At 73.3% G+C, this 23,285-nt stretch carries 24 protein-coding genes; 9 read left to right on the top strand and 15 right to left on the bottom strand.

Annotated features, from left to right (window positions below):
- Positions 1-60: 60 nt before the first annotated feature.
- The 5 genes from HPC71_RS10740 to HPC71_RS10720 are packed head-to-tail and all read left to right on the top strand — an operon-like array spanning position 61 to position 5,970.
- On the top strand, positions 61-807 hold the full coding sequence (locus HPC71_RS10740; RefSeq protein WP_187811198.1) for an enoyl-CoA hydratase/isomerase family protein: 747 nt from the start codon (positions 61-63) through the stop codon (positions 805-807).
- The gene (locus tag HPC71_RS10735) at positions 800-2,257 is read left to right on the top strand and encodes an AMP-binding protein (RefSeq protein ID WP_171896677.1); all 1,458 of its coding nucleotides are present in this window, start codon (positions 800-802) and stop codon (positions 2,255-2,257) included. The genes HPC71_RS10740 and HPC71_RS10735 overlap by 8 nt, the downstream gene beginning before the upstream one ends.
- Positions 2,254-3,900, top strand: coding sequence for an amidohydrolase (locus HPC71_RS10730; protein ID WP_154614294.1), 1,647 nt, complete (start codon positions 2,254-2,256; stop codon positions 3,898-3,900). Before HPC71_RS10735 ends, HPC71_RS10730 begins: the two co-directional genes overlap by 4 nt.
- Complete coding sequence (locus tag HPC71_RS10725; protein ID WP_154614295.1) at positions 3,897-4,505, top strand: GNAT family N-acetyltransferase; 609 nt, start codon at positions 3,897-3,899, stop codon at positions 4,503-4,505. The genes HPC71_RS10730 and HPC71_RS10725 overlap by 4 nt, the downstream gene beginning before the upstream one ends.
- Positions 4,506-4,563: 58 nt before the next feature.
- Positions 4,564-5,970 (top strand): KamA family radical SAM protein, encoded by a 1,407-nt coding sequence (locus HPC71_RS10720; RefSeq protein WP_154614296.1) that lies wholly within the window; start codon positions 4,564-4,566, stop codon positions 5,968-5,970.
- 15 nt (positions 5,971-5,985) lie between these two features.
- Here the strand turns inward: HPC71_RS10720 and HPC71_RS21245 are convergent, their stop codons facing one another.
- Both HPC71_RS21245 and HPC71_RS10710 read right to left on the bottom strand, forming a co-directional pair.
- Positions 5,986-6,318 (bottom strand): GNAT family N-acetyltransferase, encoded by a 333-nt coding sequence (locus HPC71_RS21245; protein ID WP_412033864.1) that lies wholly within the window; start codon positions 6,316-6,318, stop codon positions 5,986-5,988.
- An 18-nt stretch (positions 6,319-6,336) separates the two neighbouring features.
- Positions 6,337-6,816, bottom strand: coding sequence for an Lrp/AsnC family transcriptional regulator (locus HPC71_RS10710; RefSeq protein ID WP_171896676.1), 480 nt, complete (start codon positions 6,814-6,816; stop codon positions 6,337-6,339).
- A 132-nt stretch (positions 6,817-6,948) separates the two neighbouring features.
- Between HPC71_RS10710 and HPC71_RS10705 the strand changes: the two genes are divergently transcribed.
- Positions 6,949-7,851: a 5'-3' exonuclease gene (locus HPC71_RS10705; protein WP_154614368.1), complete on the top strand. Its 903-nt coding sequence runs from the start codon at positions 6,949-6,951 to the stop codon at positions 7,849-7,851.
- Between the two features lie 49 nt (positions 7,852-7,900).
- Positions 7,901-8,554 carry an SDR family oxidoreductase gene (locus HPC71_RS10700; RefSeq protein WP_154614298.1) on the top strand — a complete coding sequence of 218 codons (654 nt, stop codon included), beginning with the start codon at positions 7,901-7,903 and terminating at the stop codon, positions 8,552-8,554.
- 166 nt (positions 8,555-8,720) lie between these two features.
- On the opposite strand, the gene HPC71_RS10695 is transcribed toward HPC71_RS10700, so the two are convergent.
- The 13 genes from HPC71_RS10695 to dop form a co-directional block, all read right to left on the bottom strand.
- A complete protein-coding gene (locus tag HPC71_RS10695; protein ID WP_154614299.1) occupies positions 8,721-11,516 on the bottom strand; it encodes a DEAD/DEAH box helicase in 2,796 nt (931 codons plus the stop codon).
- Positions 11,513-12,394, bottom strand: coding sequence for a diacylglycerol kinase (locus tag HPC71_RS10690; protein ID WP_171896675.1), 882 nt, complete (start codon positions 12,392-12,394; stop codon positions 11,513-11,515). Before HPC71_RS10690 ends, HPC71_RS10695 begins: the two co-directional genes overlap by 4 nt.
- Before the next feature lie 27 nt (positions 12,395-12,421).
- Entirely contained in the window at positions 12,422-12,829 is a 408-nt protein-coding gene (locus HPC71_RS10685) for a hypothetical protein (RefSeq protein ID WP_154614300.1), read from the bottom strand.
- Positions 12,830-12,861: 32 nt separating this feature from the next.
- Positions 12,862-13,635 (bottom strand): twin-arginine translocase subunit TatC, encoded by a 774-nt coding sequence (tatC, locus tag HPC71_RS10680; RefSeq protein ID WP_230084084.1) that lies wholly within the window; start codon positions 13,633-13,635, stop codon positions 12,862-12,864.
- Between the two features lie 82 nt (positions 13,636-13,717).
- Positions 13,718-13,984 carry a Sec-independent protein translocase subunit TatA gene (gene tatA / locus HPC71_RS10675; protein ID WP_154614302.1) on the bottom strand — a complete coding sequence of 89 codons (267 nt, stop codon included), beginning with the start codon at positions 13,982-13,984 and terminating at the stop codon, positions 13,718-13,720.
- A gap of 52 nt (positions 13,985-14,036) precedes the next feature.
- Positions 14,037-15,050, bottom strand: coding sequence for a helix-turn-helix transcriptional regulator (locus tag HPC71_RS10670; RefSeq protein WP_171896674.1), 1,014 nt, complete (start codon positions 15,048-15,050; stop codon positions 14,037-14,039).
- Entirely contained in the window at positions 15,047-16,045 is a 999-nt protein-coding gene (locus tag HPC71_RS10665; RefSeq protein ID WP_154614303.1) for a helix-turn-helix transcriptional regulator, read from the bottom strand. The genes HPC71_RS10670 and HPC71_RS10665 overlap by 4 nt, the downstream gene beginning before the upstream one ends.
- Positions 16,046-16,112: 67 nt before the next feature.
- Positions 16,113-17,057: an FKBP-type peptidyl-prolyl cis-trans isomerase gene (locus HPC71_RS10660; protein ID WP_154614304.1), complete on the bottom strand. Its 945-nt coding sequence runs from the start codon at positions 17,055-17,057 to the stop codon at positions 16,113-16,115.
- A gap of 75 nt (positions 17,058-17,132) precedes the next feature.
- Positions 17,133-18,494 (bottom strand): Pup--protein ligase, encoded by a 1,362-nt coding sequence (pafA, locus tag HPC71_RS10655; protein WP_154614305.1) that lies wholly within the window; start codon positions 18,492-18,494, stop codon positions 17,133-17,135.
- A 67-nt stretch (positions 18,495-18,561) separates the two neighbouring features.
- Entirely contained in the window at positions 18,562-19,386 is an 825-nt protein-coding gene (prcA, locus tag HPC71_RS10650; protein ID WP_154614306.1) for a proteasome subunit alpha, read from the bottom strand.
- Positions 19,383-20,240, bottom strand: coding sequence for a proteasome subunit beta (gene prcB, locus HPC71_RS10645; RefSeq protein ID WP_154614307.1), 858 nt, complete (start codon positions 20,238-20,240; stop codon positions 19,383-19,385). Before prcB ends, prcA begins: the two co-directional genes overlap by 4 nt.
- Before the next feature lie 3 nt (positions 20,241-20,243).
- Positions 20,244-20,441, bottom strand: coding sequence for a ubiquitin-like protein Pup (locus tag HPC71_RS10640; RefSeq protein WP_154614308.1), 198 nt, complete (start codon positions 20,439-20,441; stop codon positions 20,244-20,246).
- 48 nt (positions 20,442-20,489) lie between these two features.
- Positions 20,490-21,998: a depupylase/deamidase Dop gene (gene dop / locus HPC71_RS10635; protein WP_154614309.1), complete on the bottom strand. Its 1,509-nt coding sequence runs from the start codon at positions 21,996-21,998 to the stop codon at positions 20,490-20,492.
- Positions 21,999-22,037: 39 nt separating this feature from the next.
- Between dop and HPC71_RS10630 the strand changes: the two genes are divergently transcribed.
- Together HPC71_RS10630 and HPC71_RS10625 are read left to right on the top strand one after the other, a co-directional pair.
- Positions 22,038-22,661: a class I SAM-dependent methyltransferase gene (locus HPC71_RS10630; RefSeq protein ID WP_154614310.1), complete on the top strand. Its 624-nt coding sequence runs from the start codon at positions 22,038-22,040 to the stop codon at positions 22,659-22,661.
- Positions 22,658-23,242, top strand: coding sequence for an aminoacyl-tRNA deacylase (locus HPC71_RS10625; protein ID WP_253943988.1), 585 nt, complete (start codon positions 22,658-22,660; stop codon positions 23,240-23,242). The genes HPC71_RS10630 and HPC71_RS10625 overlap by 4 nt, the downstream gene beginning before the upstream one ends.
- Positions 23,243-23,285: the final 43 nt, after the last annotated feature.

Genomic DNA, 23,285 nt, shown 5'->3' with positions numbered 1-23,285 from the left:
AACTACGGTCAGGTTAGCCGATCGATCGATCGATCGAACGGCTCCAAGGGAGGGGTGGACGTGGTCGTCGGCTACGAGTACGACGGGCGGGTCGCCCGGGTGGTCCTGGACCGGCCGGAGCGGCTCAACGCGGTGACCGCGGAGCTCACCGACGCCCTGGTGGCCGCCCTGCGCCGGGCGCTGGCCGACGGGGCGCGCGCGGTCGTGCTCAGCGGCAGCGGCCGGGCCTTCTGCGCCGGCCACGACCTCAAGGAGGAGCCGCCGGCCGAGACGGTGCTCCAGACCCGCGCCCGGCTCGAGGCGATCCAGGACGTCACCCGCCTGGTGCGCGAGATCCCGGCGCCGGTGGTCGCGGCCGTCCACGGCTACGCGCTCGGCGCGGGCTGCGAGTTCGCGCTCGCCTGCGACGTCGTCGTGGCCGCCGAGGACGCCGCGTTCGGCTTCCCCGAGGTCGGCGTCGGCCTCTCGGTGACCGGCGGCATCTCCCGGCTGCTCCCCCACCTCGTGGGCTGGGCCCGGGCCAAGGAGCTGCTCCTGCTCGGCGAGCGGGTCAGCGGCGCCGAGGCCGCGCGGATCGGGATGGTCGCCCGGGCCGTCCCGCCCGGCGAGCACGAGACGGTCGCGCTCGACCTGGCGCGGCGGCTGGCCGAGCGGCCGCCGCTGGCGGTCAGCCTGGCCAAGCAGGTCCTCGACCAGGGCCTCGACGCGACCTTCGGCGAGGCGCTGGCCCGCGAGGTCGACCACGCCGTCCTCACCTCGCTCTCCGGTGAGGGCGACGCCCCGCGCGAGGCGTTCGGCCGTGGCTGAGCAGCGCGCGCAGCTCCCCTCGCTCCCCCGCGACCTGGTCGCCGCCGTCGAGCACGCGGCCGCCACCTGGCCGGACCGGCCGGCGTGGACGTTCGAGGCCGCCGACGGGAGCACCACCCGGCTCACCTTCGCCGCGGTGGCGGAGCGGACGGCGGCGTACGCCGGGGCGCTGCGGGAGCGCGGCGTCGGACCGGGCGACCGGGTGGCGGTGCTGCTCGGCAACGAGCCCGGCTTCCCGCTCGTGTGGCTGGCGCTGGCGCGGATCGGGGCCGCGATCGTGCCGATGAACGTGCGCTACCGGTCCACCGACGCCCAGCACCTCCTCGACGACGCCGGCGTCCGGCTCGCGGTCACCACCCTCGAGCACCGCACGGTCCTCGACGGCCTCGAGCGCTCCCCCGAGGTCGTGCTCGTCGAGGAGCTGCGGCCGGCGGCGGCGTACGAGCAGGGCCCGGTGGACCCCGCGGCGGTCGTCAACGTGCAGTACACCTCCGGCACCACCGGCCGGCCGAAGGGCTGCCTGCTCACCCACGAGTACTGGACGACCCTCGGCGGCTCGATGCTCCACGAGTTCCCCCGGATCACCGCCGACGACGTGCTGCTGACCGCCCAGCCGGTCCACTACGTCGACCCGCAGTGGAACGTCGTCGCCGCGCTCCTCGCCGGCGCGCACCTGGTCGTGCTCGACGGGTTCCACCCCTCGACGTTCTGGCAGCGGGTGCGCGCCCACGAGGTGACCTACTTCTACTGCCTGGCCTCGATGCCGGTGCTGCTGCACAAGATGCCGCCGGACCCCGCCGACCGCGACCACCGGGTGCGCGCCGTGCAGTGCTCGGCGATCCCGCCGTCGCTGCACGCGGCGCTCGAGGAGCGGTGGGGGGTCGGGTGGTACGAGGCGTTCGGGATGACCGAGACCGGCGCCGACATCCGGGTGACCGAGACCGACCACGACGAGCTGGTCGGGACCGGCTCGCTCGGGCTGCCCGCCGGGCACCGCGAGGCGCGGGTCGTCGACGGCGAGCTGTGGCTGCGCGGGCCGGGCATGATGACGGGCTACCTCGGCCACCCCAGCCCGTTCCGCGACGGCTGGTTCCCCACCGGGGACCTCGCCCGGATCGACGAGGCCGGGCGGGTGACCCTCCAGGGCCGGCTCAAGGACATGATCCGGCGCAGCGGGGAGAACGTCGCCGCGCACGAGGTCGAGGAGGTCCTCGCCGCCCACCCGGCCGTCCGGCTCGCCGCCGTCGTCGGCGTCCCCGACGAGCTGCGCGGCGAGGAGGTCATGGCCTACGTCGTCGCGCCGGGCCTGCCCGCCGACCAGGCACCGGCCGTGCTCGGCGCCTGGTGCGCCGAGCGGCTGGCGGCCTTCAAGGTGCCCTCGCGGTGGGCGCTGCGCGAGGAGCTGCCGCTGACCGCCTCCCACCGGGTCGCGAAGGCGCAGCTGCGATGAGCCGCGCCCGCTTCTCCGGCAACCGCACCTCCGGCCTGCGCGCTGACCTGCTGCTGACCAACGCCCGGGTCCGCACGCTCGGCGGCCCCGACCACGACCTGGTCGCCTCCTCGGTGGCGGTGCTCCACGGGCGCGTGGTCGCGCTCGAGGACGTGCCGGCGCACCGGGTCATCGACCTCGACGGGGCCGTGGTGGTCCCCGGCTTCCACGACGCCCACAACCACATGGCGTGGTACGGCCTCTCCCTGGCCGAGGTCGACCTCCGGCTCCCCTCCCTCGACCACGTGTACGCCGCGGTCGCCGAGCGCGCCGCCGCGCTGCCGCCCGACGCCTGGGTCGTCGGGGCGGGGTACGACGAGAACAAGCTCGGCGGGCATCCCGACCGCGACGCGCTGGACCGCGCGGCCGGCGGGCGGCGGGTGTGGCTCAAGCACGCCTCGGGCCACATGTGCGTGGTCTCCTCCGCGGTGCTGGCCGACCTCGGGATCGCCGAGGCCGCGGTCGACGTCCCGGGCGGGCTGGTCGTCACCGACCCCGCGGGCCGGCCGACCGGGCTGCTCCAGGAGACCGCGCAGTCGCTGCTGTCGCGGCTGGTGCTCCCCTACCCGGTCGCCACGCTGGTCGACGCGATCGAGCGGGCCGGTCGCGCCTACCTCGCCGAGGGGATCACCAGCGTCGTGGAGGCCGGGGTCGGCGGCGGCTGGATCGGCAAGAGCCCGGTGGAGGTGGCGGCGTACCAGGCCGCGCGGGACGCCGGGCGGCTGCCGGTGCGCGTGGAGCTGATGGTGGCCGCCGACGTCCTCCACCCGCTCGCCGCGCACGGCGAGGACGGGCTCACCGCCGGCCTCGACCTCGGCATCCGCACCGGGCTGGGCGACGACCGCCTGCGCATCGGGCCGGTCAAGGTCTTCTCCGACGGCTCGCTGATCGGCCACACCTGCGCGCTGAGCGAGGACTTCGCCGACACCCCCGGCTCCCGCGGCTACCTCCAGGACGACGCCGAGGCGCTGCGCGCGCGCATCCTCGACGCCCACCGCTCCGGCTGGCGGGTCGCGGCGCACGCGATCGGGGACGCCGCCATCGACCTCGTGCTGGACTCCTACGACGAGGCGCAGCGCCGCTGGCCGCGCCCGGACGTGCGGCACCGGGTCGAGCACTTCGGCGTGGCCCGCCCCGACCAGGTCGCCCGCGCGGCCGCACTGGGGGTCGTGCCGGTGCCGCAAGGGCGGTTCGTCGGGGAGATCGGCGACGGCATGCTCCGCGCGCTCGGGCCCGGGCGGGCCGGCTGGGCCTACCGCGGTCGGTCGCTGCTCGACGCCGGGATCGTGGTGCCGGCCAGCTCCGACCGACCGGTCGTCGACGGCCGCCCGCTGCTGGGCATCCACGACCTGGTCAACCGCACCACCGAGGGCGGGCAGCCGCTGGGTCGCGAGGAGGCGATGACGGGGCTCGAGGCGCTGACGGCGTACACCCTGGGGTCGGCGTACGCCTCCCACCAGGAGCACGACCGCGGCCAGGTGCTGCCCGGGCGGCTGGCCGACCTCGCCGTGCTCTCCGAGGACCCGGCGACGATCGAGCCGTCGCGGATCCGCGACATCGAGGTGCTGCGCACGGTGCTCGGCGGGGAGGTGGTGCACGGATGAGCCGCCTGGTCGAGGCCGCCGACCTCGCGCCCGCGGACCTCGCCCGGGTGCGGGGGATCTACGAGGCGTCCTTCCCCGACGAGCTGCTCGCGCCCTTCGAGGACCTGCTCGCCGACCGGATGCTGGTCCACCTCGAGGACGACGGGCCCGCGGGCTTCGCGCTCGTGCGCGACCTGGGCCCGACGGCGTGGACGTTCCTGCGCTACTACGCCGTGGGCCGCCGCGGCCGCGGCACCGGGTCGACGATGTGGGCCGGGCTGACCGACCTGCTCGCCGCCGAGGGCCGCACCCGGCTGGTCTGGGACGTCGAGGACCCCGGCGAGCCGGGCCTGTCCCCCGTCGCGGTCGAGGAGCACCGGCGGCGGATCGTCTTCTACGAGCGGCTGGGCGGCCGGCTGCTGCCGGTGCGCGACTACGAGCCCCCGCACGACGACGGGCACGCACCCCGGCTGCTGCTCATGGACGCCGCGCTCGGGCCGTCGGGCGCGGACCACGAGGACCCCGCGCTGCGGGACGTCGTCGAGGCGGTCTTCCGGTGGCGCTACGGACGAACGCCGGACGACGCGGTCGTGCGCCGCACGTTGGCGGCCAGTGGACTCCTTTGACGGGAGATCCTCCGGCGTATGGGTGGTTGTGACGGAGATCATCCGTTATCGTCGCCACATGAGCATCGACACGTCGATCGGCCTGGAGACCGGCCAGCCCTACCCCTACCGGCGGGTCGAGCTCGTCGAGCCCGACTGGACGCGGTTCCCGGGGTGGCGCGACGTCACCCGCGCCGAGTGGGAGTCGGTGCAGTGGCAGCGCAGCCACTGCGTGAAGAACCTCAAGCAGCTGCGCGAGCTGATGGGCGACCTGCTCGACGAGCGGTTCTACGCCGACCTGGAGCGCGACCAGCGCGAGCGGGCCACGATGTCGATGCTCGTGCCGCCGCAGATGCTCAACACGATGGTGCCGCACGCGCTGCCCGCCGGGCCGGGCTCGTTGACCGAGGCCTTCTACGGCGACCCCGTGCGCCACTACATGATCCCGGTCTTCTCCGACCGGCGCACCGACTGGCCCTCCCACCCCCACGCCAGCCGCGACTCCCTGCACGAGCACGACATGTGGGTCGCGGAGGGGCTGACCCACCGCTACCCGACCAAGGTGCTCGCCGAGCTGCTGCCGACCTGCCCGCAGTACTGCGGCCACTGCACCCGGATGGACCTGGTCGGCAACTCCACGCCGGTCGTCGACAAGCTGAAGTTCCTCGCCAAGCCCCACGACCGGCTCGAGGCGATGCTGGGCTACCTGCGCGCCAACCCGCAGGTCCGCGACGTCGTCGTCTCCGGCGGCGACGTGGCCAACCTGCCCTGGCCCCGGCTCGAGGCGTTCGTCGCCGCCCTGCTCGAGGTCGAGAACATCCGCGACATCCGGCTGGCCACCAAGGCGCTGGTCGGGCTGCCGCAGCACTGGCTGCAGGACGACGTCCGCGCGGGGATGACCCGCCTGGCCACGGTCGCCCGGGCCCGCGGGGTGTCCCTGGCGATCCACACCCACGCCAACCACGCGCACTCGGTGACCCCGCTGGTCGCCGATGCCGCGCGGGCGATGCTCGAGGCCGGCGTACGCGACGTGCGCAACCAGGGAGTGCTGCTCGACGGGGTCAACGCCGACCCGCACGCGCTGCTCGACCTGTCCTTCGCGCTCCTCGACGGCGCCGGGATCATGCCCTACTACTTCTACATGTGCGACATGATCCCCGCCGCGGAGCACTGGCGGGTCTCGCTCGGCGACGCCCAGCGGCTGCAGACGGCGATCATGGGCTACCTCCCCGGCTTCGCCACCCCGCGGATCGTCTGCGACGTGCCGTTCGTCGGCAAGCGCTGGGTGCACCAGGTGACGTCGTACGACACCGAGCGGGGCGTGTCGTACTGGACGAAGAACTACCGCACCTCGATCGAGGCCAACGACCCCGAGGCGCTGACCCGCACCTACGAGTACCACGACCCGATCCACACCCTGCCCGCCGCGGGCCAGGAGTGGTGGGTGCGTCGCGCCGGCCTCGACGCCGGGCTCAGCCTGGCCTGAGGTCGGCAGCAGGCATCAGCGCGACGACGGTGCCGGTGGCAGCGTCTTGGCCAGGAACAGCTCGTCCCGGCCTTCGCGCACGTGCACCCGCTCCCCGGTGAGGTCGTAGCCGAGGCGGGCGTAGGCGCGTCGTCCGCGGGGGTTGTCCTCCATCACCCCCAGCGCGAGCGTGGTCGCGCCCGCGTCCTGGGCCACGGACTCGCAGGCCTGGCTGAGCGCCTCGACGACGCCACTCCGCCTCGTCGAACGCCTGCTCCTTCGCCAGGTCGGAGCCGAACATCTCGGGTGACTCGGCCAGCGCCGCCAGGCGCACGGCTCGGAGGCGCTGCCAGTCGTCGGGCTCGACACGGGTCAGGAGGACGACGCTCAGCCCTCGTCGACCTCGGGCTCCTCGGAGCTGACCGGGCGGTTCTCGTAGAAGGTGTTGAGCACGATCGTGGTGCGCGTGCTGACGTTCGCGGCCGCGCGGATCCGGGCGAGGAGGCCCTCGAGCGCCGACGGGGTCTCGGTGCGGACCTTGAGGATGTAGGACTCCTCCCCCGCGACCGACCAGCACGACTCGATCTCGCTGATCGCGGTCAGCTGCTCCGGGGAGTCGTCGGGCTGGCTGGGGTCGATCGGGCGGATCGAGATGAAGGCGGTCAGCGGCAGCCCGACCTGCGCGTGGTCGATCGACGCGCCGTACCCGAGGATCAGCCCCCGCTGCTCGAGCCGCTTGACCCGCTGGTGGACCGCGGAGGTGGACAGGCCGGTGGCCTTGCCGAGGTCGGTGAACGACATCCGCCCATCGGTCGCCAGGAGCGACAGGATGTGCCGATCGGTCGCCTCGACCTCGCTGTTGCCCACGGCCCCCAGCCTAGCCAGCGGGGCGGGGTCGTGGTGGACGGGTGGCGAAGGTCGTCGGCCGGCTCGCGACGCCCGGGCGGCCGCGTGGGTTTCTGAGAGGATGCGGCGGTGACCTCCGCGCCCGGCCGCCTGATGCTGCTCGACACCGCCTCGATGTACTTCCGCGCCTTCTTCGGCGTGCCCGAGATCAAGGGCCCCGACGGCACGCCGGTCAACGCCGTGCGCGGGTTGCTGGACTTCATCACCCGGCTGGTCGATGAGTACCAGCCGACCGACCTGGTCTGCTGCTGGGACAACGACTGGCGCCCGCAGTGGCGGGTCGACCTGCTGCCGTCGTATAAGGCGCACCGCGTCGTGGAGGAGGTGCCGAGCGCTCCCGACGTCGAGGAGGTCCCCGACCCGCTCCAGGTGCAGGTGCCGATCATCCGCGAGGTGCTGGACGCCTTCGGGATCCGTGTGCTGGGCGCCGACGGCTACGAGGCCGACGACGTCATCGGGACGCTGGCCACGGGGGCCGGGCAGCCGGTCGACATCGTGACCGGGGACCGCGACCTGTTCCAGCTCGTCGACGACGAGGCCGACGTCCGGGTGCTCTACATCGCCCGGGGCGTCGGCAAGCACGAGCGGGTGACCAACGACTGGGTGCGGGAGCGGTACGGCATCGACGCGCGCCAGTACGCCGACTTCGCCACGCTCCGCGGGGACGCCTCCGACGGCCTCCCCGGCGTGGCCGGCGTCGGCGACAAGACCGCCGCCAGCCTGCTCGGCCGGCACGGGGACATGGCCGGCATCCGCGCCGCCGCGCTCGACCCGGAGTCCGGGATGGGCCCCGGCCCGCGGGCCAAGCTCAAGGCCGCCGCCGATTACCTCGAGGTGGCCCCGCGCGTCGTGGCGGTCGCCCGCGACATCGACCTCGACCGCTCCGGGACGGCCCTGCCGCACACGCCGCGCGACCCCGAGCGCCTCGCCGCCCTCGCCGAGCAGTGGGGCCTCAGCAGCCCGGTCGAGCGGCTGACGGCCGCCCTCGCCCGCTGACCCACCGGGCCGGTCCGCGGCTCACCCACCCGTGCGTACCGTGGGGAGCATGTCCCGGATCGCCATCGTCGGGGGCCACGGCAAGGTGGCCCAGCACCTCATCACGACCCTCGTCACGCGCGGTCACACGCCCGTCGCGCTGGTCCGCAAGGAGGAGTACCGCGACGAGCTCGAGGCCAAGGGCGCCGTCGTACGCCTCCTCGACATCGAGCAGCAGGACGCCGCCGCGTTCGCCGCGGCCTTCGAGGGCTGCCACGCGGTCGTCTTCGCCGCCGGCGGTGGCCCGGACGGCAACATCGAGCGCAAGCGCACCGTCGACCTCGGCGGCTCGCTGAAGTCGATCGAGGGCGCGCAGAAGGCCGGCATCGAGCGCTTCGTCCAGGTCTCCGCCATCGGCGTCGACGCTCCCCTGCCCGACGACACCGAGGACGTGTGGAAGGCGTACGTCGAGGCCAAGCGCGACGCCGACGCCGCGCTGCGCGACAGCGGCCTGCAGTGGACGATCATCCGCCCCGGAGGCCTCACCGACGACCCCGGCACCGGCCTGGTCACCCTCGCCGAGTCCGTCGAGCCCGGCCAGGTCACCCGCTCCGACGTCGCCGCCGTCCTCGCCGTCTGCCTCGACGAGGACCGCAGCATCGGCAAGCAGTGGGAGCTCGTCGGCGGGGACACCCCCATCGCCGACGCCGTCGCCTCCGCCTGACCCCTCCCCGCCGAGTCGGCACTTCGCGCGGGCCGAGTCCGCACTTCGCGCGCCCCGAGTCCGCACTTCGTGCCAGCATCCCGGCAAAAGGTGCCGACTCGGTCGGTCAGAAGTGCCGACTCGGCAGGTCAGAAGTGCCGACTCGGCGGGGTGGGTGGGTAGTGGGTCAGTCGGCGAGACCGGAGTACGCGACGACGCCGCGGCGCAGTCGCTTGACCACGTCGCGGGCGGTGCCGCGCAGCGGCGAGTCGCCGGCGGCGTCGGCGACCTGGCCGGCGAGGTCGAGCAGCTGCTTCATCCAGCGCACGAAGTCGCCGGCGGCGAGCTCGGTGGCGCCGAGCACGTCGTCGAGCTCGTCACCCTCGGCCCACCGGTAGGCCATCCAGGCGAAGCCGAGGTCGGGCTGGCGGAGGAAGTCGAGCCGGTTCTCCTTCTCGAGCCGGTCGAGGTCGGCCCACAGCCGCCCCATCTCCTCCACGACGCCGCGCACACGACCGCCCGGGATCCGCGGGGAGGACTGGTCGTCGGCGCGGCGGGCCTCGAAGACCAGCACCGAGAGGACGGCCGCCAGCTCCGACGGCGTCAGGTCGTCCCACAGGCCGTGCCGCATGCACTCGGCGGCGAGCAGGTCCATGTCGGAGTAGAGCCGCATGAGGTGTCGGCCGCGGTCGGTGACGGACTCGCCGTCGAGGTAGTCCAGGACGCTGAGCACGTCGCAGACCCGGTCGAACTGACGGGCCACGGTGTTGGTCCGCTGCTCGACCCGCCTCGCGAGCGTCGCGGCGTCCCGCTCGAGCTTGAAGTAGCGCTCGGCCCACCGGCTGTGGTCCTCCCGCTCCGGGCAGGCGTGGCAGGGGTGGTCCTTGAGCCGGTGGCGCAGCTCGGCGACCTCGGGGTCCACGTCGGCGTCGGGCGCGCCCTTGCGCCGGCGGACCGGCGCCGGCGGCAGGTCGCGGGTGCGATCGCGCAGCGCCGAGGCGAGGTCGCGCCGCATCTGCGGGTTCCGGCCGTTGAAGCTCCGCGGCACCCGCAGCCGGGTCAGCGCCTCCACAGGGGTCTGGAAGTCGATCATCGCGAGCCGGCGCGCCTGCCGGTCCAGCGTGACGACGTACGGCCGCGGGCCCTCGTCGCTGTAGCCGGGGTCGACGACCACGGCGTACCCGGCGAACTTCCCCGACGGCACGTCGATGACGTCGCCGACCTTGAGCCGGGCCAGCGAGGCGATCACCTCGTCGCGACGGTCCTGCCGGCGCGCCCGGCTGGTCTCCTTCTCCACCTCCGAGATCCGGCGGCGCAGCGCGGCGTACTCCATGAAGTCCCCGAGGTGGCACTGCGCGGCCTCGCGGTAGCCCTCGAGCGCGTCCTCGCTCTTGCGCAGCTGGCGGGCGAGCCCGACGACGGCCTTGTCGGCCTGGAACTGGGCGAAGGACTGCTCGAGCAGCTCGCGCGAGCGCGCCCGGCCGAACTGGCTGACCAGGTTGACCGCCATGTTGTACGACGGCCGGAACGACGAGCGGAGCGGGTAGGTGCGGGTCGAGGCGAGGCCGGCGAGCTCGCGCGGGTTCATGCCCGGCTGCCACATGACCACCCCGTGGCCCTCGACGTCGAGGCCGCGGCGGCCGGCGCGGCCGGTGAGCTGGGTGTACTCCCCCGGGGTGATGTCGGCGTGGGTCTCGCCGTTCCACTTGCTGAGCTTCTCGATGACCACCGTCCGCGCGGGCATGTTGATGCCCAGCGCGAGGGTCTCGGTGGCGAAGACGACCTTGCACAGCCCGCGCAGGAACAGCTCCTCCACGCACTGCTTGAACGCCGGCAGCATCCCGGCGTGGTGGGCGGCGACGCCACGGGAGAGCCCCTCGAGGAAGTCGTGGTAGCCCAGGACGTGGAGGTCCTCCTTGGCCAGGTGCCGGGTCGACTCCTCGACGTAGGCGACGATCTCGTCGCGCTCGGCGGGGGTGGTGAGCCGGACGCCGGCGTTGAGGCACTGGGTGACCGCGGCGTCGCAGCCGATCCGGCTGAAGATGAACACGATGGCCGGGAGCAGGTTCTCCCGCTCGAGGCGGTCGATGACGTCGTACCGGCTCGGGATCCAGACCCGGCGACCGTTGCCGACCTGCCGTGCGCCCCGCGCGCCGGACCCGCGCGCCGAGCGGCGGTCCTTGATCCGGGAGGCGGCCCAGTCGTCGCGGGCGACCTTCATCAGCTCGTCGTTGACGGGGGCGCCCTCCTTGACGAACCCGGCGGCGGCGTCGACGTCGGAGGAGGCGAAGAGGTCGAGCAGCCGGCGCCCGACCATGACGTGCTGGTAGAGCGGCACCGGCCGCTTCTCCTCCACGATCGTGGCCGTGTCGCCGCGCACGGTCTCCAGCCACTCGCCGAACTCCTCGGCGTTGGACACCGTGGCCGACAGCGAGATCAGCGAGACCGACTCGGGGAGGTGGATGATGACCTCCTCCCACACCGCGCCGCGCGAGCGGTCGGCGAGGTAGTGGACCTCGTCCATGACGACGTAGCCGAGCCCGATCAGCGTGCGCGAGCCGGCGTAGAGCATGTTGCGCAGCACCTCGGTGGTCATCACCACGATCGGCGCCTCGCCGTTGATGACGTTGTCACCGGTCAGCAGGCCGACCTGCTCGGGGCCGTAGCGGCGGACCAGGTCGTTGTACTTCTGGTTCGACAGCGCCTTGATCGGCGTGGTGTAGAACGCCTTGCGGCCGCTGGCCAGCGCGAGGTGGATCGCGAACTCGCCGACGATCGTCTTGCCCGAGCCGGTCGGCGCCGCGACGAGCACCCCGCGGCCCTCCTCGATGTGCTCGCAGGCGCGGACCTGGAAGTCGTCGAGCGGGAAGTCGTGCAGCGCCCGGAAGTCCTTGAGCACCGGGTGCTGCTTGGTGGCGCGGTACGACGCGTAGCGCTGCGCCGGGCTGAGCTGGTCGGTCTCGGGCTCCTCGGCGGCGCTCATGCGAGAACGGTAAGCGCGCCGGGCGCGACCTCGATGGTCAGGGGCAGCGGGCCGAAGCGTTCGCCGTCGGCGTACGAGACGATCCCGGGCGCCGCGACGGTGACGGTGCGGGCGCGGTGGTGCTCGTACTGGGGCAGGGTGGTGTGCGTGCCCGCGAACAGTCGCGGGTAGGCGCGCACCAGGCCGACCTTGCTCAGCGGCTTGATGATCACGACGTCCAGCATGCCGTCGTCGAGCAAGGCGCCCTCGGCGATCCGCAGCCCGCCGCCGAAGGACGGCCCGTTCCCGACCGCGACCAGCATCGCGTCGGTGCGGATCCGGCGGCCGTCGACCTCGATCGTGTAGGGCAGCGGCTCGAAGACGCGCAGCTCGGCGAGGGTGGCGAGGTTGTAGCGCATCTGCCCGCGCGGCCAGGTCATCGCGTTGGCCCGCTCGTTGACGATCGCGTCGAAGCCGGCGGCGAGCACCGTGACGAAGTACCGCCGCCCGGATCGCGCCAGGTCGATGGTGCGGGTGCGCCCCCCGATGATGCGGTCGGCCGCGGCGAGCGGGTCGGTGCGTGGCAGGTCGAGGATGCGCGCGACGTCGTTGCCGGTCCCCGCGGGCACCAGCCCGAGCGGCACGCCGGTGCCGGCGAGCGCCTGCACCGCGAGGTGGGCCATCCCGTCGCCGCCGCAGACCACCAGCGCCTCGACGCCGTCGGCGACGGCGGCCCGCGCGAGGTCCAGCGCCTCGTCGGCGTCGCGGCCGACCAGGTCGCGGACGCCGAGGCCGGCGTCGCGGAAGCGCCCGATCGCGGCGGCCCGGTGCCGCGCACCGCGACCCTTGCCCGCGGACGGGTTCGTCAGGAGCGCGATCTCGCGGGTGCTGCCGGCCACGGGCGGACCCTACCGGCGCGGAGCCGGCTACGAGCGGCGTTCGGCACCGATCCGCAGGCGCGCGGCGTACCGGTCGGGGTCGGCGCCGACCGCGCGGGCCAGCCGCTCGAGCACGTCCAGCACCCGGTCGGCGGTGAACGACGTCCCCGGGACCGCGAGCGTCAGCCGCTCCTCACGTCGTACGACGTCGACCTGGCCGTGCCGCCAGGCCTGGTGCGCCCGTCGGCGGGCGTCCTCCTCGGCGACCGGCCCGGGCCAGGCCTCGTCCAGCGCGAGCAGGTCGCAGGGCAGGTCGTCACCGGCGCCGGTGAGCGTCCCCCGCACGAGGTGCCCGGTGCGGACCCCGGACTCCGGCACCCACAGCACGTCGCCCTCCGCCAGCCACTCCGGCAGGTCGAAGGGGTCCTGCGGGACCAGCCCGGCCGGCCCGGTCACCGGGCCCGCCCCTGGGCCCGCCCCTGCTCCGGTCACAGCGGCGAGACGGCGTCGTCGTCCCACTGGTCGGTGCTGTGCGCACCCCGACCGCGGGAGCGGTCGACCATCCGGGCGATGACCTCGGCCAGGAGGAACAGCAGGAGCATGGGGAGCGCGAGCATCAGCATCGAGAACGGGTCGGTCGACGGCGTCGCGACCGCGGCGAAGACGAAGGTGCCGATGATGATCCAGGGCCGGTAGCGGCCCAGCGCCTTGCCGCTCACCACGCCCGCGAGGTTGAGCATGATGACGAACAGCGGGATCTCGAAGGCGATCCCGAAGACGAGCAGCATCCGGGTGAAGAAGCTGAAGTACTCGCCGAACTCGACGAGGTTCTCCAGGCCGTCCGGGGTGAACCCGATGAGCACCTCGAGCCCCTTGGGGAGCACGTAGTAGCCGGTGGCGACGCCGAGGAAGAAGATCGGGCCGGCGATCGCGGCGAAGACGCGGGTCCAGCGGCGCTCGTTGGCGTGCAGCCCCGGCACGATGAACGCCCAGATCTGGTAGAGCCAGAACGGGCTGCTCGCGACGATCGCGGCCACGCCGGCGAGCTTGAGCTGGAGCAGCAGCGGTCCGCCGGCCGAGGCGATGTAGGCCTTCGTCTCGACGCCGGGCAGCGCGGCCTGCGCCTCGTTGTAGGGGTCGAGGATCAGGTCGAGCAGCCACGGGTCGTAGACGACGAGGCCGATGATGAAGGCGACGAGGAAGAACATCGACGCCTTGAGCAGGCGGGCCCGCAGCTCACGCAGGTGGTCGGACAGCGCCATGCGGCCGTCCGCGCCCACCGGGTGGTGCGGTCGACCCCGGAAGAGGTCGAGGACCCCGGAGATGGACAAGCGTGGCCCTGGATCAGGCGGTGTCGCCGCGGCGCTGGCGCTCGGTCTCGGCGTCGAGCTGCGCCTGCTGGCGCGCCTCGATCTCCCGCTGCTCGATGGTCTTGGCGGCGTCGTCCGCGTCGTCGTCCATCAGGCCCTTGGTCTCGGCCTTGAAGATGCGCAGCGCACGACCGCTGCCGCGGGCGAGCTCAGGGAGCTTGGAGGCACCGAAGAGCAGGATCAGCACGGCCAGGATGATGAGCAGCTCGGTGGTGCCGAGACCTGCGACGAGGGGGAGCATGAGGATCCTCACGGGTGCTGGGGGGCGGTGCGGGGTGCGTCTGGCCCTGAGTCTACGCCGGGTTGCGGTACAGGTTCAGCGCATCCTGCACGGCGGCGACGAACGGTTCGGTGAACTCCGGGGGGACGACCACGCGGGCGTGCGGGGCCAGGCGCAGCAGCAGCCGCAGCAGCCAGCGCTCGTCGGCGACGACGAGGTCGACCTCGAGCGTGCCGTCGTCGCGGGGCCGGACCTCCTCCATGGCGTAGTACTCGGTCACCCAGCGCGCCGGCGGGTCCAGGTGGAGGGTGACCCGGCGGGTCTCCTCGGACTGGCTGAAGATCCCCTCCCCCAGGTCGCGGGGGGCCGTGGGCTCGGTCTCGATCGGCCGGTCGAGCACCTCGAGCCCTTGGATCCGGTCGAGACGGAAGAGGCGCGGCGCCTCGGCGCCGTGGTCCCAGGCGTCGAGGTAGGACCAGCCGTGGTGGTGGACCACCCCGCGAGGGTCGACGACCCGCTCGGTCTGCTCGTCGCGGCTGGGCACCCAGTAGGTCATCCGCACCTGGCGCCGATCGGCGGCGGCCTGCTGGAGACGCGTGGCGCGCAGCGCCAGGTCGACGTCGGCGGCGTCCAGCCCGGGGTCCACGCGCGGCACGGCCTCGGCGGCCGCGGCCTCGAGCTTGGCCAGCGCGCGGTCGACGATCGAGCGGGTCTCCTCACCGGCGCCGCCGCGCAGGGCCCGCAGCGCAACGATGATCGCCGTCGCCTCGGTGGGGGTCAGCCGCAGCGGCCGGGCGAGGTAGTCGGCGTTGGAGATCCGGATGACCCCGTCGGCCTCCGGGCCCTCCAGCGAGTCCAGGTCGACGTCGATGAGGTCGTCGGGGTAACCGCCGGGCAGCCCGACCATGAGCAGCACCTTGAGGTCCTTGACGACCTGCTCGGGGCGTACGCCGAGGGCGGCCGCCGCGTCGTCGACGCGGACCTGGCCGTGTGCGTGGAGGTACGGCACCAGCGCCAGCAGCCGGGCGACCTGGTCCTTGGCCCCGCTGGTCGGCTGCCCGCCGCGGGGGGCACGTCGCGCGCTCACGAGGCCTGCTCCCCCGGCCGGGCGGCGGCCAGCGCCGCGGTGAGCCGCGCGACGACGGTCTCCCGGAGCCAGGTCGGCTCCTCGACGACGACGTCGGCGCCGTGGGCGAGGATCTCGTCGGCCGCGCCGGGGATGCCGCGGGTCAGCACCAGGCGGTCCCACGGGGTGCGCTCGTCCGGCCCGGCCACGCCGGTCTCGGTCTCGTCGGCGTTGCGCCGCAGCGCGTACCCGGCGCCCGCGCGCACCAGCACGACGGTGCGGTCGCTGCTCGGCGGTGGCGCCAGCCGGCGGGCCACCTCGCGCACGTCGGTGCCCGGCGGGACGTCGTACGACCCCGGCTCGCCGGCCTTGCGCGCCTCGCCCTGGACGCGGGAGAGCCGGAAGACGCGCTCCGCGCCGCGGTCGGTGTCCAGCCCGACGACGTACCACCGGCCGGAGTAGCGGGCGACGCCCCACGGCTGGAGGTGGCGGCGCGTCGGCGTGGCCTCGCCGCTGCGCAGGTAGTCGAACTCCACCGGCGTGCGCTCGGTGGTCGCCTCGAGGAAGACGTCGAAGGACGGCTCGTCGGCGCTCAGCCGCGGCTCGACGATGTCGAGAGCGCTGACGTCGACGGGTACGCCGAGGGCGACCAGCTTGCGGACCGCCTCGGTCGTGGCGTCGGCCAGGCGCGCGTGCTCCCACACCTTGGTCGCCAGCGCGATCACCGAGGCCTCGTCGGCCTCCAGGTCGATCGCGGGGAGCGCGAACTGGTCGGGACGGATCCGGTAGCCCGGCTCGTCGTCGAAGTAGGCGTCGATCTGGCCGACCTCGATGGGGACTCCGAGCGAGCGGAGCTCGTCCTTGTCGCGCTCGAACATCTTCTCGAACGCCTCGTCGCTCGTCCCCGGGTAGAGGATCGAGCGGATCCGCTCCTTGGGCACGAAACGGCGTTGGACCAGCAGCATGATGAGCAGGTTGAGCAGGCGCTCGGTCTTCTTGCCGGTCGTCCCGCTCATCGCTCTCCCGTCCTGGCCCTCGCGCCGGCCCGCGTCCGCCCCGGTCGCACGCGACCGGGGCGTCGCATCACTTCGCCGAGATGATGTCCAGGACGAAGTAGAGCGTGCTGCCGGCCGGGATCTCACCCTGCGCCTGGTCACCGTAGCCGAGGTCCGGCGGGATCGAGAGCAGGACGCGGCTGCCGACCTTCACGCCCGAGAGGCCGTAGGTCCAGCCGGGCACCAGGCCCTGCAGCGGGCTCTCGAGCGGCTGCTTGGAGAACGACTCGTCGAACGGCTTGCCCGCGCCGTAGGTCATGCCCAGGTAGTCGGCCTTGATGGTGCTGTCCTCGGTGACGGTCTTGCCCTTGCCCTCGCGGACGACGTGGCGCAGCAGCTCGCCGTCGGCCTCGGGCTTCGGCAGGCCCTTGAAGCGCAGCCGCACCGGGTCGCCCTTCGGGCCGAAGACGATGCCGGGCATCTGGGAGGCGGGCACGTCCTTGGGGGCGGGCGGCTCGAACTCCTCGACCAGGTCGACGAGCACGAGCACGGAGTCCTGGTTGGCGATGTTCAGCTGCGGGTTGCCCACCTCGCCGAAGGCCTCCTCGGCCGAGGCGGTCACCGCGACGCGCGAGCCGATCGTCTGGCCCTCGAGGGCCTCGGCGAAGATCGGCGCCAGGTCGGATCCGACCTCGAGGGTCTGCGGCTGGCCGCCGTCGTCGTAGGTGCTGTAGGCCTTGGTCTTGGTGTAGCCGTTGCCGATCCAGATGTGGGTGACGACCTTGTCGCCGTCGGCCAGCTCCTCGCCGTCGCCCTCGACGACCGTGTCGGCCTCGATGTCGCCGGCGTCCATGACGCCCTTCCACTCCACCTTCGGCTGCTCGCCGATGTCGCCGGTGACCTCGACGGCGTCCAGGCGCTCCAAGTCGCCGGCGGCGCCGGAGCCGCCCTCGTCGTCGCCGCAGGCGGTCAACGACGCGGCGAGGAGGACGGGGACCAGGACGAGCGCGGGGCGACGGAGTCGTCGGAGCACAGGGTTCACCTTCGAGGCTGGGCGGTCGGAGCGGCGCTCACCCTACAAGCGGTGCCTGAGAGGAGGCTGGGCGGCTCACATGCCGTCGATGAGGCGCTGGACCCGCTCGTCGTGGGCCCGGAACGGGTCCTTGCACAGGACCGTGCGCTGCGCCTGGTCGTTGAGCTTGAGGTGGACCCAGTCGACGGTGAAGTCGCGGCGGCGCTCCTGGGCCTTGCGGATGAACTCCCCGCGCAGCCGGGCCCGGGTCGTCTGCGGCGGCACCGACTTGGCCTCGAAGATCTTCAGGTCGGTCGTCACCCGCGCGACCTTTCCGCGCTTCTCGAGCAGGTAGTACAGGCCGCGGTCGCGGTGGATGTCGTGGTAGGCGAGGTCCAGCTGGGCGATCCGCGGGTGGCCCAGGGGCAGCCCGTGCTTGGCGCGGTAGGCCTCGATGAGCTTCCACTTGATGACCCAGTCGATCTCGCGGTCCACCAGGCCGAGGTCGTCGGACTCGATCGCCTTGAGCCCGCGCTCCCACAGGTCCAGCGCCTGCTCGATCACCGGCGTGCTGATCCCGCGGCGGTCGACGAAGTCGCGGGCCTTGGAGAGGTACTCCCCCTGGATCTCCAGCGCGCTGGCCTCGCGGCCGTTGGCGAGGCGGACCTTGCGGGTGCCGGTGACGTCGTGGGAGATCTCGCGGATCGCGCGGATCGGGTTCTCCATCGTGAGGTCGCGCATGACGACCCCCTCCTCGATCATGCGCAGCACCAGGTCGCAGCTGGCGACCTTGAGCATGGTCGTGGTCTCGCTCATGTTGGAGTCGCCGACGATCACGTGGAGCCGGCGGTACTTCTCGGCGTCGGCGTGCGGCTCGTCGCGGGTGTTGATGATCGGGCGGCTGCGCGTGGTCGCGCTGGAGACGCCCTCCCAGATGTGCTCCGCGCGCTGGCTGACGCTGTAGCCGGCACCGCGCGGGGTGTGGGTGACCTTGCCGGCGCCGACGACGATCTGCCGGGTCACCAGGAACGGGATCAGCACGTCGGCGAGGCGGGAGAACTCACCGCTGCGGCTGACCAGGTAGTTCTCGTGGCAGCCGTAGGAGTTGCCCGCGGAGTCGGTGTTGTTCTTGAACAGGTAGATCTCGCCGGCGATGCCCTCGTCGTGCAGCCGCTGCTCGGCGTCGAGCAGCAGCCCCTCGAGGACCCGCTCGCCGGCCTTGTCGTGGGTGACCAGCTCGGTCACGTCGTCGCACTCGGGCGTGGCGTACTCGGGGTGGCTGCCGACGTCGAGGTAGAGCCGGGCGCCGTTGCGCAGGAAGACGTTGCTGGAGCGGCCCCAGCTGACGACCTTGCGGAACAGGTAGCGCGCGACCTCGTCGGGCGAGAGCCGGCGCTGGCCCTTGAACGTGCAGGTGACGCCGTACTCGTTCTCGATCCCGAAGATCCGGCGGTCCATGGCTGAACACTACGCACCGGCTGGTCACCGCGGGGGCGACCCGCGGTGACCGGCCGGGCGCGTCAGGTCAGGAGACCGGGGGTGCCACCGGCGGCTCGGGGTCCGAGGGCGGCGGGTCCGCGGGCCCGCCCGTGGCGGGTGCGGGCGGGAGCGGGATGGCGGCCGCCGTCGCCGGCTCGGGCGCCGAGGCGGGTGCCCGCCCGGCGAGGATCGTCTCGAGCCGGGCGGGCGAGAGGCGGCTGAACTTGCGCGGCCGGGTGCGCGTGCGGTCGAGCACGGCGACCTCGAGGTCCTCGATGGGCAGCACCCGGTCCTCGGTGTCGCTGTGGCCGAGGGCGGCCACGGCGGTGCGCAGCGCGTCCTCGAGCGCCGCGCCCTCGCGGTAGTGCTCCTTGAGGTACGTCGAGACCTGGTCGGCGGCGCCGCCCATGACGGCGTACCGGTGCTCGTCGGCGACCTGGCCGTCGTAGGTCAGCCGGTAGATCTGGTCCGCGGCGGGCTCGTCGCCGACCTCGGCGACGAAGATCTCGACCTCGTAGGGCTTCTCCCCGCCGCTGGAGAAGATGGTGCCGAGGGTCTGGGCGTAGGCGTTGGCCAGGCCGCGACCGGTGACGTCACGCCGGTCGTAGGCGTAGCCGCGCATGTCGGCGAGGCGCACGCCGGCGATGCGGAGGTTCTCGAACTCGTTGTAGCGACCGACGGCCGCGAAGGCGATCCGGTCGTAGATCTCGGAGACCTTGTGCAGCGCCTGGGAGGGGTTCTCGGAGACGAACAGCACGCCGTCGGCGTACTGCACCGCGGCCACCGAGCGGCCGCGCGCGATGCCCTTGCGCGCGAAGTCCGCCCGGTCCTTCATCAGCTGCTCGGGCGAGACGTAGAACGGGGTGCTCATCGCACCTCACCTCCGGTCGTGGGACCGGTGAGCGGGGCGACGGGGCCGTCGGGGCGGTTCATCCGGCCGGCGACCACCCGGTCGGCGATCGTGGCGACCTCGGCGTCGGTCATCCGGTGGCCGCCGTCGGCGGTGATCACCTGGACGACGGGGAAGATCCGGCGGGCCAGGTCGGGGCCACCGGTGGCGGAGTCGTCGTCGGCGGCGTCGTAGAGCGCCTGCACGACGAGGGTGACGCAGTCCTCGGTGCTGAGGTCGTCGCGGTAGAGCTTCTTCAGTGCGCCGCGGGCGAACAGCGAGCCGGAGCCGACCGAGTGGAACGCGGTCTCCTCGTAGCGGCCGCCGGTCACGTCGTAGCTGAAGATCCGGCCCTGGGAGGCGGTGAGGTCGTAGCCGGCGAAGAGCGGCACGACGGCCAGGCCCTGCATGGCCATGCCGAGGTTGCCCCGGATGAGGGCGGCGAGGCGGTTGGCCTTGCCGTCCATCGACAAGGTGGTGCCCTCGATCTTCTCGTAGTGCTCGAGCTCGGTCTGGAACAGGCGCACCATCTCGACCGCGAGCCCGGCGGTGCCGGCGATGCCGACCGCGGAGTACTCATCGGCCGGGAAGACCTTCTCGATGTCGCGCTGGGCGATGATGTTGCCCATCGTCGCCCGGCGGTCTCCGGCCATCACGACGCCCCCGGGGAAGGTCGCGGCGACGATCGTGGTGCCGTGCGGCGCCAGGTCGCCGGCGTTGCCCGGCGGCATCGTCCGGCGCGCAGGCAGCAGGTCGGGCGCCTGCTCGGCGAGGAAGTCGGCGAACGACGAGACGCCCGGCTGGAGGTAGGCCGCGGGCAGGCGAGGATCGGACAAGACCTACTGCCCGCCCTTCTGGATGAAGGACTTCACGAAGTCCTCGGCGTTGGTCTCCAGGACGTCGTCGATCTCGTCGAGGATGTCGTCGATGTCGCTGTCCAGGGCTTCCTTGCGCTCCGCGACGTCGGTCTCCGGGGCGGTCTCGACGGCCTCCTCGGTCTCCGAGGACCTCTTCGGCTGCTTCTGCTCCTGTGCCATGTCCCGACCCTAGCCGAGCACGACGAAGGGACCCCGTGCGTTCTCGCTCTACCGCGTGAGCGCCGCGAACAGGTCCTCGGCCGTGTCGCACCGGTCCAGCAGCGCCCCGACGGCTGCCCGGCTCCCGCGGAGCGGGTCGATGGTCGGCACCCGCTGCAACGACTCGCGCCCCGGCAGGTCGAAGATCACCGAGTCCCAGGAGGCGGCGGCGACGTGCTCGGCGTACTTCTCCAGGCAGCGGCCGCGGAAGTAGGCGCGGGTGTCCTCCGGCGGGTCGTGCATCGCCGACTCCACCGAGGCGTCGTCGAGCAGCCGCTCGATCCGGCCGGCCGCGACCAGCTTGGAGTAGAGGCCCTTCTCGGGGCGGATGTCGGAGTACTGCAGGTCGATGAGGTGCAGCTTGGCGTCGTCCCAGTCCAGGCCGTCGCGGGAGCGGTAGGACTCCAGCAGTTGGAGCTTGGCGACCCAGTCCAGCTCGCGGGCGCAGAGCATCGGGTCGCGCTCGAGGCGGTCGAGGACCGACTCCCAGCGCTCGAGCACGTCCACGGTCTGGGCGTCGGCATCGGCGCCGTACCGGTCCTCGACGTACTTGCGGGCCAGGTCGAGGTACTCCAGCTGGAGCTGGACCGCGGTCAGCCGGCGGCCGTCGCGCAGCAGCACCGTCTGGCGCAGGGTCGGGTCGTGGGAGACCGCCCGCAGCGCCGAGACCGGACCGTCGATGGAGAGGTCCGAGGTGATGAAGCGGTCCTCGATCATCGCCAGCACCAGGGAGGTCGTGCCGACCTTGAGGTACGTCGAGACCTCGGCGAGGTTCGCGTCGCCGATGATGACGTGGAGCCGGCGGTACTTCTCGGGGTCGGCGTGCGGCTCGTCGCGGGTGTTGATGATCGGCCGCTTCAGCGTGGTCTCCAGGCCCACCTCGACCTCGAAGAAGTCGGCGCGCTGGGTGAGCTGGAAGCCCCGCTCGCGGCCGTCCTGCCCGCGGCCGACGCGACCGGCGCCGGCCACGACCTGGCGGCTGACGAAGAACGGCGTGAGGTGCCTGACGATGTCGGTGAACGGGGTCGAGCGCCGCATCAGGTAGTTCTCGTGGGCGCCGTAGGAGGCGCCCTTGCCGTCGGTGTTGTTCTTGTACAGCGCGATCGGTGCGCCCCCGGGCAGCAGCGCGGCCCGGCGCTGGGCGTCGAGCATCACCTGCTCCCCCGCCTTGTCCCACCGCACGATGTCCAGCGGCGTGGTGACCTCGGGCGTGGAGTACTCCGGGTGGGCGTGGTCGACGTAGAGCCGGGCCCCGTTGGTGAGGATGACGTTGGCCAGGCCGAGGTCCTCGTCGGTGAGCTGGCTGGGATCGGCGACCTGGCGCGACATGTCGAAGCCGCGGGCGTCGCGCAGCGGGGACTCCTCCTCGAAGTCCCAGCGGGCCCGCCGTGCCCGGGCGGTCGCCGAGGCGTAGGCGTTGACCACCTGGGAGGACGCGACCATCGGGTTGGCCATCGGCTGGCCGGCCACCGAGATGCCGTACTCGACCTCGGTCCCCATCACGCGGCGGACGCTCATGCTCCGAGCCTACGGGGGCGACGGGCCTAGGCTGGGCGGATGGGCCTGTGGAGCGATCGCGTCGTCCCCCACCTGGTCGACCGGGCGTTGTCGACCCCCGAGGTGCGCGCGCTGCGCGACGCGGCGTGCGCCGGGCTGGCCGGCCGGGTCCTGGAGATCGGCGCGGGCAGCGGGCTGAACCTGTCCCACCTGCCGCCGGCGGTCACCCGGCTCGACGTGGTCGAGCCCTCCGACGTCGCGTGGCGCCTCTCGGCCGGGCGCCGGGCCGCGGCCGGGGTCGCCGTGGACCGGGTCGGCCTCGACGGCGCGTCCCTCGAGGCGGACGCGGCCTCCTACGACGCGGTGCTCTCCACGTTCACGTTGTGCACGATCCCCGACGTGGCCGCGGCCCTCTCAGAGGTACGCCGCGTGCTGTGCCCCGGGGGCTCCTTCCACTTCGTCGAGCACGGCCGGGCGCCCGACGCCCGGGTGGCCGCCTGGCAGCGCCGGCTCGACCCCGTGCAACGGGCGGTCTGCGGCGGGTGCCACCTCAGCCGCGACGTGCCGGACCTCGTCGGCTCGGCGGGGCTGGACGTCGTCGAGCTGCGCACGGAGTACCTGCCCGGCCCGGCGGTGTCGCGGCCGTGGACCCACGGCTTCGCCGGCCGCGCGGTGGCCGGGTGAGCGCCCCGCCCGAGGAGCCGGCGGGCCAGGCCGGGGCAGGGGCCGGCGGTGTCGACGGCGGTGTCGACGGCGGTGTCGACGGCGGTGTCGACGGCGGTGTCGACGGCGGTGTCGACGGCGTGGTCGCCGCGGCGCGGGCGCTGGGCCTGGCGGTCGAGGTGGTGCGGCACGGCCCGGTCGCCTCGCTGGCGGAGGCCGCGGCGGCCCGGGGCGTGGAGCCGCACCGTCTGGTGAAGACGATGGTGGTGCGGGTGGCCGAGGACGACCACCGGTTCGTGCTGGTGCCGGGTGACCGGCAGATCGCGTGGCCGAAGCTGCGGGGGCTGCTCGGCGTCAACCGGCTGACGATGGCCTCGGCTGAGGAGGCCCGGCGGGTGACCGGCTACGAGCGGGGCACGATCACGCCGCTGGGCAGCGCGCACGCGCTGCCGGTCGTCGCGGACGCCGGTGTCGCGGGTCGGATCTCGATCGGAGGCGGGGAGCACGGCGTCGGCGTGAGGGTCGACGCCGGCGACCTGGTCGCCGCGCTGGGCGCCCAGGTCGCCGACGTCACCGAGACTGTCGAGGCGGCCCGCGCCTAGCGGCGGCGCAGGACCATCGAGGCGACGTAGACGATCGCGAGGA

Source organism: Nocardioides marmotae (assembly GCF_013177455.1).
GTDB lineage: Bacteria > Actinomycetota > Actinomycetes > Propionibacteriales > Nocardioidaceae > Nocardioides > Nocardioides marmotae.
This window is presented reverse-complemented; position numbering and strand designations above follow the sequence as displayed.

What these genes read in the sequence shown, in the direction of transcription:
- HPC71_RS10730 (WP_154614294.1), top strand. Translation starts at nt 2,254, where the DNA reads ATGAGCCGCGCCCGCTTCTCCGGCAACCGCACCTCCGGCCTGCGCGCT.
- HPC71_RS10725 (WP_154614295.1), top strand. Translation starts at nt 3,897, where the DNA reads ATGAGCCGCCTGGTCGAGGCCGCCGACCTCGCGCCCGCGGACCTCGCC.
- HPC71_RS10720 (WP_154614296.1), top strand. Translation starts at nt 4,564, where the DNA reads ATGAGCATCGACACGTCGATCGGCCTGGAGACCGGCCAGCCCTACCCC.
- HPC71_RS10705 (WP_154614368.1), top strand. Translation starts at nt 6,949, where the DNA reads ATGCTGCTCGACACCGCCTCGATGTACTTCCGCGCCTTCTTCGGCGTG.
- HPC71_RS10700 (WP_154614298.1), top strand. Translation starts at nt 7,901, where the DNA reads ATGTCCCGGATCGCCATCGTCGGGGGCCACGGCAAGGTGGCCCAGCAC.
- HPC71_RS10695 (WP_154614299.1), bottom strand. Translation starts at nt 11,516, where the DNA reads ATGAGCGCCGCCGAGGAGCCCGAGACCGACCAGCTCAGCCCGGCGCAG.
- tatC (WP_230084084.1), bottom strand. Translation starts at nt 13,635, where the DNA reads ATGGCGCTGTCCGACCACCTGCGTGAGCTGCGGGCCCGCCTGCTCAAG.
- tatA (WP_154614302.1), bottom strand. Translation starts at nt 13,984, where the DNA reads ATGCTCCCCCTCGTCGCAGGTCTCGGCACCACCGAGCTGCTCATCATC.
- HPC71_RS10665 (WP_154614303.1), bottom strand. Translation starts at nt 16,045, where the DNA reads ATGAGCGGGACGACCGGCAAGAAGACCGAGCGCCTGCTCAACCTGCTC.
- pafA (WP_154614305.1), bottom strand. Translation starts at nt 18,494, where the DNA reads ATGGACCGCCGGATCTTCGGGATCGAGAACGAGTACGGCGTCACCTGC.
- prcA (WP_154614306.1), bottom strand. Translation starts at nt 19,386, where the DNA reads ATGAGCACCCCGTTCTACGTCTCGCCCGAGCAGCTGATGAAGGACCGG.
- HPC71_RS10640 (WP_154614308.1), bottom strand. Translation starts at nt 20,441, where the DNA reads ATGGCACAGGAGCAGAAGCAGCCGAAGAGGTCCTCGGAGACCGAGGAG.
- dop (WP_154614309.1), bottom strand. Translation starts at nt 21,998, where the DNA reads ATGAGCGTCCGCCGCGTGATGGGGACCGAGGTCGAGTACGGCATCTCG.
- HPC71_RS10630 (WP_154614310.1), top strand. Translation starts at nt 22,038, where the DNA reads ATGGGCCTGTGGAGCGATCGCGTCGTCCCCCACCTGGTCGACCGGGCG.